General features: G+C 57.1%; 14 protein-coding genes. 4 read left to right on the forward strand and 10 right to left on the reverse strand.

The genetic code is table 11. The annotated features are described in order from the left end of the window. Window positions 1-223 precede the first annotated feature (223 nt). Both FE784_RS35835 and pdxR read right to left on the reverse strand, forming a co-directional pair. Window positions 224-2,497, reverse strand: coding sequence for a helix-turn-helix domain-containing protein (locus tag FE784_RS35835; protein WP_139607044.1), 2,274 nt, complete (start codon window positions 2,495-2,497; stop codon window positions 224-226). Between the two features lie 118 nt (window positions 2,498-2,615). After that, window positions 2,616-4,088, reverse strand: coding sequence for a MocR-like pyridoxine biosynthesis transcription factor PdxR (pdxR, locus tag FE784_RS35840; protein ID WP_139607045.1), 1,473 nt, complete (start codon window positions 4,086-4,088; stop codon window positions 2,616-2,618). Between the two features lie 211 nt (window positions 4,089-4,299). Here pdxR and FE784_RS35845 point away from each other — a divergent pair, with 211 nt between their 5' ends. Further along, a complete protein-coding gene (locus FE784_RS35845) occupies window positions 4,300-4,917 on the forward strand; it encodes a pyridoxamine 5'-phosphate oxidase family protein (protein WP_139607046.1) in 618 nt (205 codons plus the stop codon). A gap of 140 nt (window positions 4,918-5,057) precedes the next feature. Here FE784_RS35845 and FE784_RS35850 read toward each other — a convergent pair whose 3' ends face one another. The 3 genes from FE784_RS35850 to FE784_RS35860 form a co-directional block, all read right to left on the reverse strand. After that, window positions 5,058-5,534 carry an NUDIX domain-containing protein gene (locus FE784_RS35850; RefSeq protein WP_342779158.1) on the reverse strand — a complete coding sequence of 159 codons (477 nt, stop codon included), beginning with the start codon at window positions 5,532-5,534 and terminating at the stop codon, window positions 5,058-5,060. Between the two features lie 851 nt (window positions 5,535-6,385). After that, window positions 6,386-7,804, reverse strand: a complete 1,419-nt coding sequence (locus FE784_RS35855) for a HAMP domain-containing sensor histidine kinase (RefSeq protein ID WP_139607047.1) — start codon at window positions 7,802-7,804, stop codon at window positions 6,386-6,388. Further along, window positions 7,789-8,472 (reverse strand): response regulator transcription factor, encoded by a 684-nt coding sequence (locus tag FE784_RS35860; RefSeq protein WP_139607048.1) that lies wholly within the window; start codon window positions 8,470-8,472, stop codon window positions 7,789-7,791. The genes FE784_RS35855 and FE784_RS35860 overlap by 16 nt, the downstream gene beginning before the upstream one ends. Before the next feature lie 171 nt (window positions 8,473-8,643). On the opposite strand from FE784_RS35860, the gene FE784_RS35865 reads away from it, so the two are divergent. Beyond that, window positions 8,644-9,372: a YceI family protein gene (locus FE784_RS35865; RefSeq protein ID WP_139607049.1), complete on the forward strand. Its 729-nt coding sequence runs from the start codon at window positions 8,644-8,646 to the stop codon at window positions 9,370-9,372. A 121-nt stretch (window positions 9,373-9,493) separates the two neighbouring features. After that, window positions 9,494-10,801, forward strand: a complete 1,308-nt coding sequence (locus FE784_RS35870) for an aminotransferase class I/II-fold pyridoxal phosphate-dependent enzyme (RefSeq protein WP_139607050.1) — start codon at window positions 9,494-9,496, stop codon at window positions 10,799-10,801. Window positions 10,802-11,058: 257 nt separating this feature from the next. Here FE784_RS35870 and FE784_RS35875 read toward each other — a convergent pair whose 3' ends face one another. After that, window positions 11,059-12,342: an S-layer homology domain-containing protein gene (locus FE784_RS35875; protein WP_139607051.1), complete on the reverse strand. Its 1,284-nt coding sequence runs from the start codon at window positions 12,340-12,342 to the stop codon at window positions 11,059-11,061. A gap of 255 nt (window positions 12,343-12,597) precedes the next feature. Between FE784_RS35875 and FE784_RS35880 the strand changes: the two genes are divergently transcribed. After that, the gene (locus tag FE784_RS35880; protein WP_139607052.1) at window positions 12,598-14,235 is read left to right on the forward strand and encodes an FAD-dependent oxidoreductase; all 1,638 of its coding nucleotides are present in this window, start codon (window positions 12,598-12,600) and stop codon (window positions 14,233-14,235) included. 190 nt (window positions 14,236-14,425) lie between these two features. On the opposite strand, the gene FE784_RS35885 is transcribed toward FE784_RS35880, so the two are convergent. The 4 genes from FE784_RS35885 to FE784_RS35900 all read right to left on the reverse strand — a co-directional run bounded on the left by FE784_RS35885 (window position 14,426) and on the right by FE784_RS35900 (window position 19,199). Continuing rightward, the gene (locus FE784_RS35885) at window positions 14,426-15,865 is read right to left on the reverse strand and encodes an extracellular solute-binding protein (protein ID WP_139607053.1); all 1,440 of its coding nucleotides are present in this window, start codon (window positions 15,863-15,865) and stop codon (window positions 14,426-14,428) included. Between the two features lie 83 nt (window positions 15,866-15,948). Next, window positions 15,949-17,100, reverse strand: coding sequence for a GNAT family N-acetyltransferase (locus tag FE784_RS35890; protein ID WP_139607054.1), 1,152 nt, complete (start codon window positions 17,098-17,100; stop codon window positions 15,949-15,951). 100 nt (window positions 17,101-17,200) lie between these two features. Beyond that, entirely contained in the window at window positions 17,201-17,761 is a 561-nt protein-coding gene (locus FE784_RS35895; protein WP_139607055.1) for an MFS transporter, read from the reverse strand. Between the two features lie 4 nt (window positions 17,762-17,765). Continuing rightward, entirely contained in the window at window positions 17,766-19,199 is a 1,434-nt protein-coding gene (locus FE784_RS35900) for an FAD-binding oxidoreductase (protein ID WP_139607056.1), read from the reverse strand. Between the last annotated feature and the right edge of the window lie 177 nt (window positions 19,200-19,376).

The raw sequence follows: 19,376 nt of genomic DNA on the forward strand, positions 1-19,376 counted from the left end.
CGTGTTTTGGCGGTAGCTTTTCTTGGTAAAGAATGCCGCACCTCGCCTCAGCGCTAAGCGAAGTTAAGCATTCTTTAACAATAGAAAAAATAGCAGAAACCGTAAATGCACGGTTTCTGCTGCCGATGCACCGCCTTTTACATTCGGTTGTCGCAACGTTAGTTAGGATGCGCTATCGGTAACACACGATTGACCGAAGCTCGCTGCCGACTGGAGACCGCCGTCATTTATGGTGCATCGTACGAAATTCCCCGGGAGTGACGCCCTCGGATTCCTTGAACTTGCGTATAAAGCCGGATACGCTTCCATAGCCGATTCTCTCGACCACATCCTGCAAATTGTCGGCTCCGGCGCGCAGCAGCTCCTTGGCCTTCTCCATGCGCAGCGCTTGAATGTATTGCGTGACGGTTTGGCCCGTCTGATCTTTGAAATATCGGCTCAAGTACGAGGAGGACATTTTGAACGCGTCGGCGACCTGCTGCAGAGACAGCTGGTTGGAGCCGTAATGCTCCTGCATATAGGCCATCATTTTACCGGCCAGATCCGTATTGCCGCTTTCCTTCCGATCCGCCACGATGCGGCATATGTCCTCGGATATATGCTTGACGAGCCCGATCAGCTCCTCCACCGTCTCGAATTCGGATAACGACCATACGTCTGGATATTGTCCGGCCATGTCCGCATCGTCCCATTGCAGCTCGCTGAGCATCGACAAAATGACATGGATCAGGTCGAAGCACATGCATTTGACCAGAAACAACGGCAGCTGCCGCTCCCGGATCGTCCCGATCATCCTTTCCAGATGGTCCGCTATTTTGGCGACATCGCCCTGGTACATGAACAGCTTCAGCTGATTCCAATCGCTCTTCGAATAGTCCGCATGCGGGAGCCGGGCTTTCGACACGATATCGGCGAAACAAATTACTTTGCCGTTTCCGGCTATGAGCCTGTAGTCGACGGCCCCGCAAGCTTCGATGTACGATTTGCCGAGCTCGCTCCATTGTCCGTAGGCCGTGCCGGCTCCGACCGTCATCTCGGTACCCCATTTCCCGCTTAAGGAACGGTGCGCGTCCAACAGCAGCCCTGTATGCTCCGCTCCATCCGGATCGTCGGTCCCCATCAGGAAAATAAGGTTCGCGCCTTCGACGCTCTCCATCCCGTATACTTCCGCCTGCTCGGGAAAGCTTTGCTCCAAATCGTCCAGCAGGGAGGAACGGTCCGACGGATCGATCGCGTAGCCTTTCGGAAACCGCAGCACGGCCACCATATGGTACGGCTTCGTCATCCGCAAGTCCGCCAGCTCCAGCGTCCTCGCCATATCGCCGTGATCCGGCAGCCGTCCGCGTATCAGGTTCAGCAGCGCGTAATGCTTCATCGCCGGCCTGCTGCTCGAAATGCTCCGGCTCAGCTCCTCATTGCTGTCCGACATGAGCGTCAGCGCGGAATGAATCGATTCGATTTCGCCGAGACCGGCGAATTCCCGGTTCGCCTTGCTCTCGGCAAACCGCTGCAGCGTCCGGATCGGCTTGTAGCTCATATGCGTGGCGAAGTAGACAAACAGTCCACCGAGCAGCAAAACGACGGATATGGCGTACAGCGTTCTGCGCTTGGCCAGCTCCACGTTATGGAGCACGGCCTCCTGGTCGACCAGCGTTACGAACGTCCATCCGAGCCGCTCCGAACGGACGTCGTAGACGAAAAAGTCGCGGTCGCGCAGCCGGATCGTCTTCGTGCCGTCGGAAGTCCGGTCCCCATAAGCGGCTTCCGTCAGCCGCTCGGCGTCTTCCGCCGCGATGCCGTTCGTTGAGACGATCAGCTCATTCTTTTCATTCAAAATAAACGTATCGCCCCAGTCGTCCCCGAATTTTTTCTCGAGCAGCGTCTGGAAAGCGCTTTCCTTCAGCAAGAAGGCGACGGCTCCGTACGGCGTCGTGCTGCTCGGAGGCAGCGGCGTCACGTAGGTGACCATTTTCTCGGTCGTGCCCCCCGAGCCCGTTACCGTTTCCGCTCCCCGCATATAAGGGTACTTTGCCGCCTGCATGTCGCGGACGAAATCTTCGGGCTTCCAATCGGCGTAAGCAACGATTTTATCGGTAAACGTACGGACGTCGTAAGTGCTGTACGGCGTGTACAGCGTATCGTGGCCGCGGAAATACAGCACCAATTGGTCGATGAATTGATTGGCGCTGACATAATTTCGAAGCTGGGCGATCGTATTCAATTCGGTAAACGGGCTTTTCGTGACGTTGAAGGGCGTCAGGTTCGTATTGCCGGCGATATGAAAAGCGATGTTGTTCAGCTCCGTCATATTGACATCTACCGTATCCTTCACCTGCGTCAGCAGGTTCATATTGCTCTTCGTCACTTCCTGCTCCAGCAGCTGGATGAAAAAGTTGTATGCGATCAGTCCGATGATCAGTACGGGAAGCAACAGAACGATCGAATACGATACGATGTACCGGTATAGCAGCTTGGAGTTCAGCTTCATCCTCGCCATGTCCGTCCCCCTTTTTATGTATCAGGCATGGTCCGTTTTATGCCATTATACCAGACGGCTTATTCCCCATAAAGGGAAGCTTCGCTTCATTATGCACGCGCATATCGTGCGGGAGCGGTCACCCTTGATCGGCAAAAACCCGGTCTGCGGCTTGCTTCATCCGCGCGATGCCTTCGTCTATTTCCCGCTCGCTCACATGCGCGAAGCCGAAGCAGGCGGAGGCGGTGCCGTTCTCCGCATAATAAGCCGTTCCGTCCGACCACGAGACGCCGTAGGCCCGGCATTCCCGGCGGAACGCTTCATATTGCCCGGCGGACCGTTTCCAGCGGGCGAATATGTGCAGCCCGGCGTCCGTCGGTACCGGGTCGAACAGCTCAGGCAGCTCCCCGACGAGCCGCCCGCGCATCCGTTCGAACTTGCGGCTGTAGACGCGTCCCATCCGGCGCAGATGACGCTCGTAGTCCCCGCCGTTCATAAACGAGGCTAACGCGCGCTGCTCCAAAATCGAAGTCGGGTGCGGCTCGAACAGCTGCCTGGCACGGGCAAAGGGCTCGCGGAGGGCGTCCGGCAGCACGGCGTAGCCGATACGGAAATGATGCATCATCGTCCGCGTGAACGTGCCGATATAGACGACGCGGTCATGGCGGTCGAGCACCTTCAGCGGCTCGATCGGCCGTCCGCGATGACGGAACTCGCTGTCATAGTCGTCTTCGACGACGATCGCTCCCCGCTCGTACGCCCAGGCGAGCAGCCGCTGGCGGCGATCCAGGCTGAGTACGGCGCCGGTCGGAAACTGCCGGGCCGGCGTGACGAAGACGAGCTTGGCGTCCCACTGCTCCGGGACGATGCCTTGACCGTCCACCGCGGCGGCGACGGGAAGGCCTCCGGCTGCGGCAATCGCCGACAGCGTGCCGGGGTAGCCGGGGTTCTCGACGACGACCGGCTGGCCCGGCTCGACCAGCAATTGCGCGATTAGCGCGATCGCCTGCATCGAGCCGTTCACGATGGCGACGGACGAAGGATCGGCTTCGACGCCGCGCGCCCGCCGCAGGTGGCGGCATATCGCTTCGCGCAGCGGCATATGCCCGAGCGCGGCGAACTTGTCGACTTCGATCGCGCTCGAATCGGTCATCCCGCGCACCTGCGCGTACAGCGCGCGGTTCCAGGCCTCCGCAGGGAAAGACGCGCGGTCGCTATAGCCGACCGCGAAATCGACCGTCGGCCGCGGCCCTTCGTCGGGCTTTCGCAGCGGCAGCCCGGCCACCCGGCGCCCCCAGGCGGACAGCTCGCACGCCGCATCGCCCGCGGCTTGCTTCTCTTGTGCGGGAAGGCGGTCGCGGCGAAACGCGACATACGTTCCCCGGCCGACCTCGGAGGCGACATACCCTTCCGAGGCGAGCATCTCGTACACTTGGCTGACGATGCCCCGCGACAGCTTGTACAAGCCGCCGAGCTCGCGGGTGGACGGCAGCCTGGAGCCATACTCCAGCCGGCCCGAGGCGATTCGGTCTTTGAGGGCATGGTACAGCGCCGTATATTTGTGCGGGTACCGCTCCATATACAGATTCAGCGGCAGATGAAAATCGGCCATCGTTCCCGTCTCCTCTCTTTCGCGCGTGTTGGCGCATATGACTAACCCTATATGTGCTGGATCAGTTAAACGAGATCATTGCGCTAGCGACTTAGCGCACGAATGGCACGCCATCCCGAAAATTGGACTACTCCTTTCTATCATAATTGGCACTTTTCGATTGTCAATATTTCTTCTATGATGAGTGAAATCGCGAAGGGAGCGCATCTGCTTGAGAAGAACCGCCTATGAAATGACATCCGAGGAGGAAATCGAACAATTTTTGGGCGAGATGAGCTTCGGCACACTCGTCATGCAAGGAGAAGAATGGCCTTATGCCGTACCGCTCAATTATGTATACCACCGGAAAAGCATTTATTTGCACGGCAGCAAAGCAGGCCATAAAATGGAGGCGATCCGCGCTTGCGGCAATGTCGCGTTCAGCGTTTGCAAGGAATACGCCCTTATCCCGTCTTATTTCAGCGATCCGCTGCTCGCCTGCCCGGCGACGTCCTATTTCAAATCGGTGTTGATTAGGGGACGAGCCGAAGCCGTGGAGGATGCGGCGGAAAAAGCGGACGTGCTCGGCGCGCTTATGCGCAAGCTCCAGCCCGAAGGCGGCTACAGTCCGATCGACCCTGCCGATCCGGCTTATGTGCCGCGCTTGCAGGGCGTTGCGGTGTTTCGGTTGAACGCCGAATCGTTGAGCGCCAAGTTCGCGTTCGGCCAGCATTTGAACGAAGAGCGGTTCGCGAAAGTATGCGAAGGATTGCGGGAGCGGGGAACGGAAGGAGACTTGCATACGGCCGACTTGATGGAGAAATACACGGGGCGGTGTCCGGTCGAGTAACGCCGCTCTGTCCGTGTACGCCGCTGCGCGCGACGGCCATTTGCTCGGCGCGGCGGACCGCGCGCAGCGGCGATCGAGCGCATCCGCGGGCACGCCAAACAGCGCAAGCGGATGCTTGCGCTCTCGGGCTTCGCGGCGATTTACCGCGAGCCTCTTCCGGTTACCAGATGGGCGATCGTCGGATAGTCTTTCTCCAGCATGAGGAAGATCCCTTCCGGATAGACGGGACGACGACGCAGCTGGGATAATGTGCGCCAGACGAGCTTCACCGAGGAATGCTCCTTATGCCACAAAGGCTCGGGAATTTCCTCCGTCTCCTCCAGCTCGCAGTGATGGATCAGCGTCACCTGATGGTGCTCTTTGCCGTAGTATTGAAAAAAATGCTCGTTTACCGCCATAAGAGGACCGACTCTGACGACCAAGTCGTACTCCTCCATAAACTCCCGGATAATCGCCTCGGAGGCCGTCTCGCCGTATTCCACCGTACCTCCTGCGAACCGGTAAAACGATTCGTCCTCATCGCACTGCACCAATACTTGCCTTTCGGTTCCATACCGGGAATCACCCGGTTCGAAATCGCGAATCATTACCCCGGCGGCTCTCAATTTCGGATTCATACGTCCCCCTCCCCGCCAGCGAGCTCACGGCGGCAGCCACAATGTAACAATGTTCAATTATTGTAACCGATCCCAACCAAAAAAGAAAATCGGTTTTGACCGTCCTGGGTCGTGTCGAAACGCCGCCCGGCAGTCTCGTTCAATCGTTCATGCGCGGTCGATCGCCAGTCCTTACTTGTTGGTATTGGCGCTATCCTTTCTTTATATACATTTTATGGTCACAATCCGTCCACAATGTGGAGAGCCAAGCCTGCAAGCCGCAATATTCGTCAACTAAATTGCGACAGCATACTTCGCATCCGGCTTGAGGTCTCATGATGAAGCGGGTGCAGCGCGCTGCGGCAAATAGAGGAACTGTATTCCGCTATTGTCCCGAATTCCGTTACACGCTTGAAGATAACGGAACCGACTTCCGTTATCCCGATCTGGCGGAGTGACAACGATCGTGAACAGCGGAATAGCGGAACGGTTTTCCGTTATTTTGCTATCGACACAAGAATTCGGCTCCATAACATACGCAAGTTCCGCTATTTTTGGTGAATTCACGATCCCGCAAGCATCGGCACCGGCATCGGCACAGGCAGCCGGTCTTCACCGATCATGCGTCGCCGTGCGCTCCTGTTCGCGAATCAGGCTATCGCAGAAAAAAACGAATCCCGAAAGCGGACGTTCAACGTAAAATCAGCACCGACTACTCGGCGCCGTCTTCGTTTCCGATAGCCTCGCAGGCAACGTTCTGTCGTATATGATTACACCGAAACGTCCCTGTTAAAACGGGATGGATTCCCTCGCAGCCGGGTTTCCGGAAGGAAGCTTCGCATCCATGCAGGCAGTCCGTCGGCACGCCACGATCAAGTCGCTTTGTCGGAAGCACTCGGATGCATCGGCAGACGCAGCGCGAACCGGCTCCCTTCGTCGGAGCTGTGCAGCAGCAGCAGATCGCCGCCTTGGGCGCGGGCGAGCATCCGGCTGAACGTCAGGCCGAGGCCCAGTCCGCGTATTCGCTGCCGCTTCCGCTCGCCGCGGAAAAAACGCTCGAATACGAACTCCCGCTCGGACTCGCCGATCCCGTACCCGTTGTCCGTCACGGCCACCTCGACGAACCAGCCCCCGCTTACGAGCGATACGGCAATGTTCAGCGGACGATCAGGCGCTTTCGCCTGGTTGGAGTTGTTCAGCAGATTGACGACGATTTGCTGAATGCGCAACGGGTCGCCCCATATCGTCATCCCGGGCTCCGTCGGCTCCAATACGGCCTCGCAGCCCTCTTCTCCCTGCATCACGTTCCATTGATGAACGATTTCCGCTATGAGAGCCCCGGCATCGAGCCGATCCCGCCTTACCTTGACGAAACCTGCAGCCAGAGCGTCGTAGTCCAGCAAATCGGCGATCATCGTTTGCAGCCGCTCGGTTTCCTTCAGGGCGATGTCGAGAAATTCGTCGGCTTCCTTCTCCTTCACGACGCCTTCGCGGACGGCATGGACAAGTCCTATTACCGAGGTGACCGGCGTTTTCAGCTCATGCGTAATGCCCGCCATCATGAGAGAGCGCCATTCCTCGAGCTGCTTGAGCCTGGACGTCATCTCCTTGAACGAACCGATCAGTTCGCCGATTTCCCGTTCGCGCCATTCTCCCTCCAGCCGAATATCGTAGGAGCCTCCGCTGACTTGTCTGGCCGCCTCCGCGACTTGACGGATCGGCCGCGACAGCTTGCGGGAGAGCAAGTAAATGGTCAGCCAGCCGAGAACGGCAATGCCGATCAGCAATATGGCGAGCAGCCGGTTTTCGTTCGGAATGTAAGTCAGCGCCTTTTTCGACTGGAGCAGCGTCACATGGCCGATCGTTTTTCCCCCATCGTTCACAATCGGCGTCGACACGGTCACGATGTCCGGGTCCGCAGGAGCCGATAAATCGTCATTCAACCTTTTGCGAATCTCTTCGGGAGACAGCGTACGGTCGTTGTACAGCAGCAAGCCTCCGTCTCCGGTAATCGTGACGCACAGCTCGTCGTTCAAGTTGAAAAACCGTTTCCGTTTCGCGATCAAATCGTCGAGCGCGGGGGAAACGTCCGGCATGCTGCCGTCGCCCGACACCCGGTCGGCTATTTCCTGGGAGAGCAAGCCCATCATCCGCATCCGATCGTCCATCGTCGTCTGTCGAACCCACAGCACCGCTGCGGAAGCGACCACAAGGAGACCTATGCAAAGAATGAGCAAATAGCGGAACGTCCAATAGGACAACAGCGATGCGGTATTCATTCTCCGACCCAAAATTGATACCCCGTTCCGCGCAGCGTCCGAATTTCCCCTTCGGCCAGAGGCCAATGGGATAACGCCTGGCGCAATCGTTTGATCGATAAATCGACCGCCCTGTCGCTTCCTTCGTAATCGATTCCCCATACTTGCTCGATAAGCTGCTCTCGCGTAAACATCCGGTTCGGATATTCGGCCAGAAACAACAGGAGCGACAAATCGCGCGGGCTGAGCAGCAGCTCCGCTCCGTTCAGGCATACCCGGCGAGCCGCGAAATCGACGGTCAAATTGCCGAAATAGCGCATCTCGCTCCCCTGGATCCATCGTATCGGCCTGCGCAGCACCGCATTCACGCGCGCGACCACCTCCTCGGGCACGAACGGCTTCGACATGTAATCGTCAGCCCCGCGATTCAGTCCTTCCAGCCGGTCCGCGACATCCCCTTTGGCCGTCAGCATAATAATCGGACAGCTGCTGCGCTGGCGAATTCGCTCCAGAACGATCCACCCGTCGACGGCAGGCATCATGACGTCCAACAGCACCAAATCCGGGGAGAGCTCGTCGAACAGCAGCAGCGCTTGTTCCCCGTCGGCAGCGTGGCGCACGTCGAAGCCGGCACGCTTCAAATAAGCCGACAGCACCCGGGCTATCGCCGCTTCGTCTTCCGCAAGCAGAATCGTCCGCATCCGTCTCGTCCTCTCGTATCGATTGCCTCTATTGTATATCAGCCTTCCCTCCTTCCGTCAATTGAGCAGGACTTTCAGCTTACTTTCAGCCGTTCGACTTCGTCTCGACACGAACGGTTGCTACACTGGTCTGGAATAGCCTATATCCGATCGAATTGGAGGGAATTAATAATGGGAAACAATCCGAACAAACGGAACAAAAACGGCAAAAACGTGCTTTACGCCTCCGGCTTGGCATTGCTGCTGCTCGTCGGCGGGTATTCGGTGTACGATTATTATGCCGGCAACCATGTGGAGATCGAGCAGGTCATTCCTTCAAGCGGACAAGCCGCCGCCGGTCAACCGTCTTCCGCCCCCGCTTCGACGGCCGTATCCGCGGACAAGCTGAACGGAACGTGGAACATCGCCGCCGCTTCCTCCAAAGTATATTTGTCCGTCACCACCTCGAAGGAGACGGTTAACATTGTCGGGGACAAAGTTCAAGGGCAATGGACCGTCAACTTGTCCGACCCGGCGCAAACGAAAGGCCAAGGAGAAGTCGAGATCGCCTCGCTCAGCTCCGGCAACGGTCAACGGGACAATCACGTCAAAGGCAACGATTATTTGCAGGCGAGCGCGCATCCGAAAGCGACCTTCGCGGTCGCGGGCTTCGAAGGGATGCCTGCCGAATGGAAGGAGGGCCAAATCGTTCCTCTGAAAATAAAAGGAAAGCTGAACGTCAAAGGCATCGACAAGGAAGTGACGTTCGATTCAAGCGCTCTATACGAGCAAGGGCAGCTGAAGCTGTCGGGCTCGACAATCGTCACCTTTGACGACTTCGGCATGAAAAATCCGCACGCCGTCGTTCTGGCTGCGGAAAACAATCTGGCCGTCCAGCTGGAGCTCGTTTTCACCAAGTAAGCTTTCCCGCAAGCGGCGAGCATGCCTGGGGCCGAGGGGAATCCGTGGGTGACTCGCCTTTGCCGAAATGGTATAATAAGGCGACTTTACACGAAAACACGGTTTGGAAGGATGGACCCCAATGAATGAATTGGTGAAACAACTGAATGCTACCATCGAACAACAAAACCCTCATGTGTTCTCTATGCTTTCGGGGCTCGGCAAAGCGATCTATTTTCCGAAGGAAGGCATCTTGAGCCAATCGGCCGAAGCGAAGGCGAAGGCGAAGAAGTTCAACGCCACCATCGGCACCGCCCTGGAGAAAGGCAAGCCGATGTATCTCAAGGCGATCCAGGATACGCTGAACGATTACGACCCGAACGACATTTATCCGTATGCGCCTCCCGAGGGCAAGCCGGCTCTCCGCAAAGCTTGGCGCGACAAAATGCTGGTCGAGAACCCTTCGATGCAAGGCAAAACATATAGCAATCCGATCGTCACGAACGCGCTGACCCACGGGCTCAGCATCGTCGCCGATCTGTTCGCGGATGCCGGAGACGCCGTCATCTTCCCGGACAAAAACTGGGAAAATTACGAGCTGTGCTTCGGGGTACGCCGCGGCGCCGAAATCGTCAATTTCCCGCTCTACGACGACAACGACCGGTTTAACTCCGCCGGCCTCCGCGAAGCGGTGCTCGCCCAGAAGGCGAAAGGCAAAGCGATCGTCATCCTGAACTTTCCGAACAACCCGACTGGCTATACGCCGACCGCGAAGGAAGGCAAAGAAATCGTCGCCGCGCTGCAAGCCGGAGCCGAAGCGGGAATCAACATCGTGGCGGTCACCGACGACGCGTATTTCAGCCTGTTCTTCGAGGACTCGCTGCACGAGTCGCTGTTCGGCCAGTTGGCCGACCTGCACCCGCGCATCTTGCCGGTCAAGGTCGACGGCGCCACCAAGGAAGAGTTCGTCTGGGGCTTCCGCGTCGGCTTCATCACATATGCTTCGCAAAGCGAATCGCTTCTCAACGCGCTCGAGCAGAAGACGACGGGCATTATCCGCGCCACCATTTCCAGCGGGCCTCACCCGTCGCAGACGTTCGTCCTGCGCGCGCTGCAGTCGCCGGAGTTCGAGACGCAGCGGCTGGAGAAGTTCAACATTATGAAAGCGCGCGCCAACCGGACGAAAGAGCTGCTCGACAGCGGCAAATTCGATTCCGCCTGGACGTATTACCCGTTCAACTCCGGCTACTTCATGTGCCTGAAGCTGAAGTCGGTCGATGCCGAGACGCTGCGCGTCCATCTGCTCGACAAGTACGGCATCGGTACGATCGCCCTCGGCTCGACCGACCTGCGCGTCGCCTTCTCCTGCATCGAGGCGGAGCATCTGGAAGAGCTGTTCGACACGATTTACGAAGGCGTAAGCGATCTGGAGAAAGTTTCGTCTCAATAACCAAGATAAACGTCTATTTACGTTATTCACGAATAAGCGCCCGCGAACCATAAACGCCCTTGCCCATTTTGCGTAAGTTGCCCTGATCATGCAGGCATCCCCGCTCGGCAAGCGGCGTTTTTCGCTTTATGCCGCCGGAAAAGCCCCCGACTGAAAGGCAAAGAGCCGGGAGTCGGACGGTTTCCCCGTTCCGTTTCCCGGCTCTCTCGCCTTCGCCGCGCATCGCGCGTATATTTCTCCTCTGGGCGTCAACCTTATTACCAGTTGACTTTTATCTTTTTGACGATTTGGTTCGTGCCGCTCACCGTAATGCTCCGGCCCGCAATCAGCGACAACCGGTCGCCGTTCTCGATCGTATAGCCGGCTTCTACCGTATAGGCTTGAATAATCGGCTGATCCGTCGTGTTGGCCGCCGTATTCACATAAATTTTCGTTATTTTCTCGTCGCTTCCCATATCGTACGAGTAGACGCGTCCGGTAACCGAGAAGTCCGTGACCGGCGAAGTCGTAGCCGTAGTTACTTCGACGTATATGCCGACGTTGTTGACCAGCTTCACGCGCACCACGTCGCCGGCTTGAAGGGCTCCGAGCGCTACCCGTACGCCGCTGCGGTAGACGAAGGCGTTCGGATCGATGGTGATCGAAGTCGGTACTCCGTTCCGGTTCACGATAAGCACGTTATTATTCGGAGCTACCGCTACCGTACCGGTTGCGACGTTTTGCTCCTGATCCGGCAATTGATCTCCCGTGCGGTCAAGCAGGGCGGCGAGTTGAGCGCGCGTTACGGATTCGTTCGGACGGAACGTGTTGTCCTCGAAGCCGTCGATCAGTCCTCTTTCGACCGCTACCGCCACATAACCGACCGAGCCTGCCGGAATTTGGCCCGCATCCTTGAATGTCAGCTTCGTGTTCATTTTCGCTTTCGCTTCCGCGTCCAGCTTCAAAGCTTTCACGAGCAGCGTCGTTGCCCACAGACGATCCGCCGGTTTTTCCGGCTGTACCGACGAGTCGGCTTCGGAGAACAGGTCGTTTTCCAAGGCGATGGCTACATAACCGACCGCCCATCCGTATTGCTGCTTCACTTTGTCGGCGTCCTTGAAGTTAAGCTGCGTATTCCTCTCTTCCTGGGACTCGGCTTGGGCGCGCAATCCCATCAACCGGACCGCTGCCGTAATCGCCTCGATGCGGGTTACTTTCTGGTTCGGTCTGAACGTTCCGTCCTCGAAGCCTTCGAATACTTTTTTGCCGGACAGACTCGCTATATATTTAAGAGCCCATTCCGCGTCGCCGCCCTTCATATCGCTGAAATTGATAAAGAAGTTGACGTCGCCCTTGTTCTCGAACTTGATGTTGGTCGCACCGCTGTTGGAATTGTTCTTCGAACCGTTGCTCGAACCGTTGTTCCAGCTTTGCGAGCTGCGCTTGTCGTCATTTTTGTCGTTGCCCTTCCCTTTTCCGTCCGCGAAAGCCGAGCTTGCGCCCCCCACGATCATTGCCAGCGTCATCGTCGTAAGAACCGTTGTTTTGAATATTTTTCTCATATGAATCAACTCTCCCCGTTTGTTCGGATATGTATGCGATTTCATGGTGGTATTCAGACGCTGGGAGCGGGTCGCGGGTATGTCCTTTATTGATCAGATAAAGGGAATTGCGTTCCCAGCTCGCCCCCGGTCCGGAACCTTCGCGAAGTGTTCCCGTACTGATAAATCCATTCGCTCCTCGAAAATCGTTTGTGGGGGTGAGCCAAAAAATGATAGACTTGAACAAGATCATCGGCATCAGAAAGGAGTTTAGGCATGCGCATCAAACGCAATTCGGTCATCGTCGCCTCGATTCTGGTTCTCATTCTCCTCTTCGCGGGCTGGGCGGCAATCGCGATGAAGAACGGGAACAAAAACGGAGACGAGGGTGGCCAGCTCGCGGAGCAATCCGTAACGCCAGACCCGACGAAGACGCAAACAACCCCTCCGAAAGATACGAAGCCCGTCCCTCCTCCGGAACCGGTTATCCCGACGGAAAAGGTCGATATCGTCATGTTCGGCTCGGAGATGGAAGGACTGTATCTGGTCCGTGCCGCGGCGGACGAAGGCTTGAAGGTCAAGGTGCTCGATCCCCGGGATCAAGTCGGAGGTCAACTGATCGAGGGAGAAATGCTGTTCTTGGACGAAACGAAGGACGATCAAGGCCGCACCCTTGTGCAAGGCCGGATCAAGCAGCTGTTCGACGGCTTCAAGAGCGCCAAAATCCGCAAAAAGGACGAATTCGTCCGCTACATCGACGAGCTGCGGCGCGATATCCCGATCGAATCGGGGATCACGATAACGGATGTCAAGACGGCCGCTCCGGCCGCAGGCGCAACCGACACTGCCGTAACCTCGGTGGACTACAAATCGAAGGACGGCTCCCCGAAACGGATCGAAGCCGCCTACTGGGTCGACAATACCGATTATGCGGCGCTTGCTTCCCGCTTGAAGGTGACGCGCATGCCCGGACTCGAAGTGTTCTACGGACATCCGGACAAAATCGAATACATGAGCGCGGGCATGATGATGAAATTCAAAAACGTGGACTGGAAAACCTTTTCCACCCATTTCAACGGCTTGACTTCGGCGGAACGAAGCAAAAAGTACGGCGGGGGCTACGTCAATGAAAGCTTCGCCATCGGGTTGACCGGCATGACGAACGCCTACAAGCAAACGAACGACCGGGTATTCCTTCGCGGGCTGAACGCGGTCAACCAGCGCGACGGCGAGGTGCTGATCAACGCTTTTCTGATCTATACGATCGACCCGTCGGATCCGAAATCGGTAGCCGAGGGGCTCGAGCTGGGCAAGAAGGAAATTCCGCTCATCCTGAACCATTTCCGCAAGTCGATCGTAGGCTGGGAGAAGGCGGAGCTGAACGGCTTTCCCGACTATTTGTACATACGCGAATACAACCATTACGAGACGGATTACGTGCTCAAGCCTTCCGACATGCTCGGGGCGAATATGTTCTGGGATAACGTCAGCATCGCCGGATATCCGCTCGATCTGCAGGGGACGAGCGTGAACAAGTGGGGCAACGAAATGGGGCGTCCGGACAAATACGGCATGCCGCTGCGCAGCTTTTTGCTCAAAAACTACTCCAACGTCATCCTCGCCGGCAAAAACGTGGGAGCTTCGGCCATCGCCTACGGCAGCGCGCGCATCCAACCGAATACCGGCCTGGCGGCCGAATCGATCGGCGTCATCCTCGGGCAAATTCAGGGCAAGAAAAAACTGAAGGAGCTGACCGAGGCCGATATGCCGGCGCTTCACCAATATTTGGAGTCGAAGTACAAGATCAAGCTGACCGGCGTCAAGGGCAACAACAAGCTGGCCGGCTGGACGAAGGACGAGCTGGGCAAATTGGATTCCGGAGAGATTATATACACGGAATACAAGCGGAAATAATCGAGGGGAACGCTTTGGGACCCGACAAAATGGAAAAAGACCTCCAGTCTCACCGTAACGGTGGGCCGGAGGTCTTTTCAGTAAAAATCGATTTGTGCGATCGGAGGCGTATCCGGGGTGCCGCAGCAACCCGCAACGTGCCGACTGGACAGAACGTTTGCGTCTGGTTCGGTTCGTTATGATCCCGTGCTCACGCGCCTGTACGCTTCTCCTCGAGCATCCGGTTCGTCCGTTCCTCGATGCGGCGGCATGCGTCTTCCGGCGTATCCATATTCGCCCAAAGCGTAGTAAGCTCGTCGTACAAAATCGTATTGTCGTCGCTCGTAATGCCCAATTCCCGATGCGAATAGCTGTGCTCGAGCGCATCGATGAACGTATTGTAATGCACGGGATGAATATCCGGGTTCAGCAGCGAATTGTCCTCCGCGACCGAGCGCAGCACGGGAACGGTACAGCCGGTCTGCTTCAGCAGCGTCTGCGCCTCCTGGCCTACGAAGAAGTCGATGAAGCTTTGCGCCACCTTCACCTTGTCGGTATATTTATTGATTCCGAGGGAGCCGCTCAGCAGAAGCGTCCCTTTCTCGCGGTTTTTCGGAACGGGCAATACGTCCCAACGAAGGTCCATATTGCGGAATTCGTTCATGAAATAGTAGGTCGAGAGCATCATCGCGCAACGTTTTCTCTTGAAAATATGTTCGGCCAAGTAGCTGCTCGAATGCGAATAGATCGGCGACACCTGATGCTTGTACATCAAGTCGTTGCAAAATTGCAGCGCCTCTACGTTGCGTTCGTCCGCGAACACGGAACGGCTGCCGTCCGCCGATTTGAAGCGTCCGCCGTTCTGCAAAATAAACGCCGGCCAGCGGTTCGTCGAAGACGAGAAGCAGAAGCCGTATTGGTCGATCATGCCGTCCTCGTTCGGCTCGGCCGTACATTTCTTCGCGGTCTCGAGCAGGTCGTCCCACGTGCTTACCGGATCGCTGCCCGCAATGCCGGCCTGCTCGAACATATCCTTATTGTAGCAAATGACGACCGGCGAGAAATGGATCGGTACGGACATGAGCGTATCGCCGACGGTAAACAAATCGAACAGCTTCGGATAGCTGTCTGCGGATGGCTGAAGCTTCGGGGGCTGGTAAGGCTCGATGACGCTCAGCTTGTCGAGCTCGATCAAACTGCGGAAATGCACGTCCGAGATGAAAAACAAGTCCGGCCCCGTCCCTTGCTCGATCATGTCGGCCAGCCTTTTCGGATACTGCTCCGCAGGCAAAATGATCAGATCGACCTTCACATACGGATGGCTCGCTTCATACCGCTCGATAATCGTATGGAGCACGTCCTGCTCGTACGACTGGGAAAACCACGACATCGTGATTGTCTGCCGGACGATTTCCTCGACGGGAGGCTTCACCCGGTTGCCTTTGCCCGCGATTTTCTCGATCAGCCCTTCTTCGACCAGCTGCGCCAGCACTTTGCGAACGGAGACGCGGCTGATTTTATACTTCTCGCTTAACGTGTTTTCGGGCAGAATGAATTCGCCCGGCTTCAGACTGCCGCTCAATATTTCATTTTTCAGCTCGCTCAAAAAGTGGTCGTACCGCTCTTGAAACAGGTTTCGTCTTCGCAGCAATAGATTCCGCTCCAATTCAAGTTCATTATTCCTATTCTACCGTAGATGACATAGTTTGTAAATTATATCGATCAGGCTGCCCGTTATACGAAATTCAAGCCGGACGGATACGGGAACGGAATCGGGAATAAAGCCGCCGCCGAACGTTCCGCCTCCTCGGGCAAACGATCCCCGGCGCGGTTGCGGTCGAACACCAAGGAAATGAAAGCCTCCGGGGACAACGTTCGGAAACCGCCCTCCCACTCCACGATAAAGCCGCCGTCATCGGATGTGCCGAAGCGCAGCTTGCCATAGGCGGAAGCATCTTTGCGCCGCAAGTACGGCGCGAGCTGGGACATCAGCAATTCCGGATCGACGACGGCGATCGTTCCGCTCTGCTCGCCCGGAGTCGAGGCGCAGCCCGCATCTGACAATACTGCGGCAAACCCGGATTCGTGCCACGGCACGACCGCCCGCAACGTTTCCGCGCCCGCTTCCCGTGCGCCGTGCGCCGCAAGCGCCGCCGCTAGGGCGGGATCGCCCGCCCATTCGATCAATACGGGCTTCCCCAGCGGGGCGATCCGGCCGTCGGGAACGGCGATGACGGCGAAGGCCGCGACTTCTCCGCCTTGCTCGGCCACCCATACGCGGTGCGCCAGCTTGTAGTTGCTGGCCGTCGGTTCCGCCCGTATGAGGGAAGCCAAGTCCCATACGCTCTGCTCGTAACCGACGACGCGCCGGTCCGAAAGCCGCTTCAACGCGAACCAGTCCGTGTGCGCGAAAGGACGCAGCGTCGCTTCCCTTACCGTCGGCGAAGACGCAAGCTTGGCCGAAGACGCCTCGTCCATGACGAAAGACGTCGTTTCGCCGTACGTCCGGCAGCCGAACCGTTCGTAAATGCCCCTGTTGCCCGAGACGAGAATAACCGGCGCACCGGCCGCACGGCTATGCTCCCGGATCAACTCCAAAATCGCTCCGGCATATCCTTTGCCGCGATGATCCGGATGCGTGCAGACAGCCCCGATCGAGTATACGTTAAGGCTGGCCTCCCCGATCCGGACGACCGAAGGCACCAAGCCGACGAACGAGACGATTTCCCCGTCCGCGAAAGCGCCGTACGATTGCGACAAACCGGGAGAGAAAGCATTGGGGTACGCCTCCCCCATCGATTTATGTTCGGCATCCCGGAATACGAGGTCGGCGAGCCTCGCGGCCGCCTGGAATTCGTCCGGTCGGATTAAACGTATTTGTTCCACGGTATCAGCTCCATTTACCTGGTAGTAATCGGGCGTTCAATTCTCTTTATGTCTTTCTCAACAACCTAAGTATTCCTGCTGCTCTATTGCGGCATACTCGTCAATCGTCCGCGCGATGCGGCTCCGCGAGACGACGGCGCACCCGCCAAACGGCCCATGCGCCTGCCCCGTACAGAAGCGCGCTTGCATAGAACAATGTGTTGATTGTAAGCCAGTCGATCAAGTATCCGCCGACGATGACGGCGAAGCCCGAAGCGACCGACGTCCAGAAATGGTAGGCGCCGATCACCGGCCCGCGCGAGCCGACGGACGTATGGTCAGCGAGGAGAAGCCGTTCGCTCATACGCTGCATGGCATTGCACACGCCCATCCCGAGCTGGATCGCTAGCACCCACAAATAAGACGACACCCAAGGAAACGCGAACATCGCAACGCTCATGCCGAGCGAGCTGTACATCAGAATCGAGTAGCCGTGACGGTCGATACGCGGAGCGAGCCATTGGGAGGCAGCCGCCGAGCTGATCGTAAATACGGCGAATGCCAAGCCGTACTTCGAGTAGCTGTTGCCCAAATTTTTCAGAAACAGCAAGTAGTAAGGGTATATCATACCTGCTGCCAGCGTAACGATGCTTTGGGAACGAATGAGCCATTTCGCGTCCATCGCCCTACTCCCCCTTATACCGGGCATAGAAATCATTCATGAACAATCGTTCCGGATCGAATTGTTCCTTTCTCAGGAAAAATTCATCCTGTTCCGGATAAGCCGCCCGAAACTGAGATACGCTCGGGTAAGGCGCGTAAGGCAAATAGTATGTCCCCCGGTGCCGGAGCACCGCGTCGATCACGCGCCTGATACCCTCCTTGAATTTTGCCTGCTCCCGAGCGGAAAGCGGCGTATGAAACAGGCATACGAGGGCGAACATATCTTCTCTGGCATACGACAGAAGCGCTTCCCTGTCTTCGTTGACGAAGCGGACGGTAATGTTCAACAGGTTCAATTGCTCCTCGCTCAGCACCTTTTTCATGCTCAGCACAAAATCGGCAAACTCGTCCACCGGGATAAAATATTCCTGCAGCAAATCGTTTTTCCCCGGCTGCCGGTAATCCATGAACTCCGATTCCGAGCGCATCGCGTTGTTGCGGCTGATTCGCTTGTCCTGCTGCATCGGAACGACCGATTGCTGCAAATTCCAGTAGGCGTTCTTTCCCCAATCGGACGACCGGTTCATTTGGAACAGCAGCTTCTTGAAGCCGACGAACGATTCGCCGGATTTCAACGGGCCGTACTGCCGCGGAGAAACGGTTTTGTCCAGCGTATAGTTGATCGCGTACATGTCCTTCAGGAAGCTGTCGGGCGCTACGGACAAACGGGCGATATGCATCCGCACGTCGGGATTGGCGAGTACGCGCTCCTTGAAGTAGGCGCTGTACCGTTCGGCGGTAACCGCTTCCGTGGACATGCGATACGTCTCGTTGTCCGCAAGAGCGAGCGTAACATCGGTAATGACCCCGAACAAACCGTACCCGCCGAGCGCCGCGGTGAACAAGACGGGCTGCTCCGCCCGGCTGACATGGCGGATTTGCCCGTCGGCCGTCAGCAGGCGGAACGAGTCGACCGTTCCGATCATGGAGCCGTTGCGTATATCCCGGCCATGGGCATTGATGCTGACGGACCCGCCTACCGTGAAAATATTTTGCGATTGCATCGTCTTCACGGCCAGGCCGCTCGGATCGATTTTGTTTTGAATCTGCTCCCAGGTAGCGCCGGCTTGCACCCGGATCGTTTTCGCGGCCGGATCGAACTCCAATATTTTGTTGTAGGAGGTCATATCGAGGACGATCCCGTCCTTGTAGTACGTATGGCCGCCTTGGCTGTGCCGCTGTCCGGCGATGGAAATCGTCAAGCCTTTATCCCGCGCCTCCTTCACCAGATCGACCAGCTGCCGCTCTTCTTTGCCCTTCGCGACCCGTTCCACTTTGACGGGATGCAGCCTGCCGTAATCGGTCACGAGGTAAGGGTCCTGATCGGAAGCGGAGGTCCGGATATACTCGAACAGACATAACGCGGCCAGCAAACAAAGTACGATGCTTTTCTTCACCCGTCACCTCCGTGTTCGGAAGTTTTCTTTTGTCGAAATTCGACAAACGGAACGAAAAATCCTTTTTTCCCTTATCCGGATCCGGTTCACTATTGCCGTTCACGGCGGTTCGCGCTGATCCATCCCGGAAAAGCAAAAAAACCGGCGTCCGCGGGGATGCCGGTTTAAGAGTTATTA

The organism is Paenibacillus hemerocallicola (assembly GCF_006265175.1).
GTDB classification, from domain to species: Bacteria; Bacillota; Bacilli; order Paenibacillales; family NBRC-103111; genus Paenibacillus_AB; species Paenibacillus_AB hemerocallicola.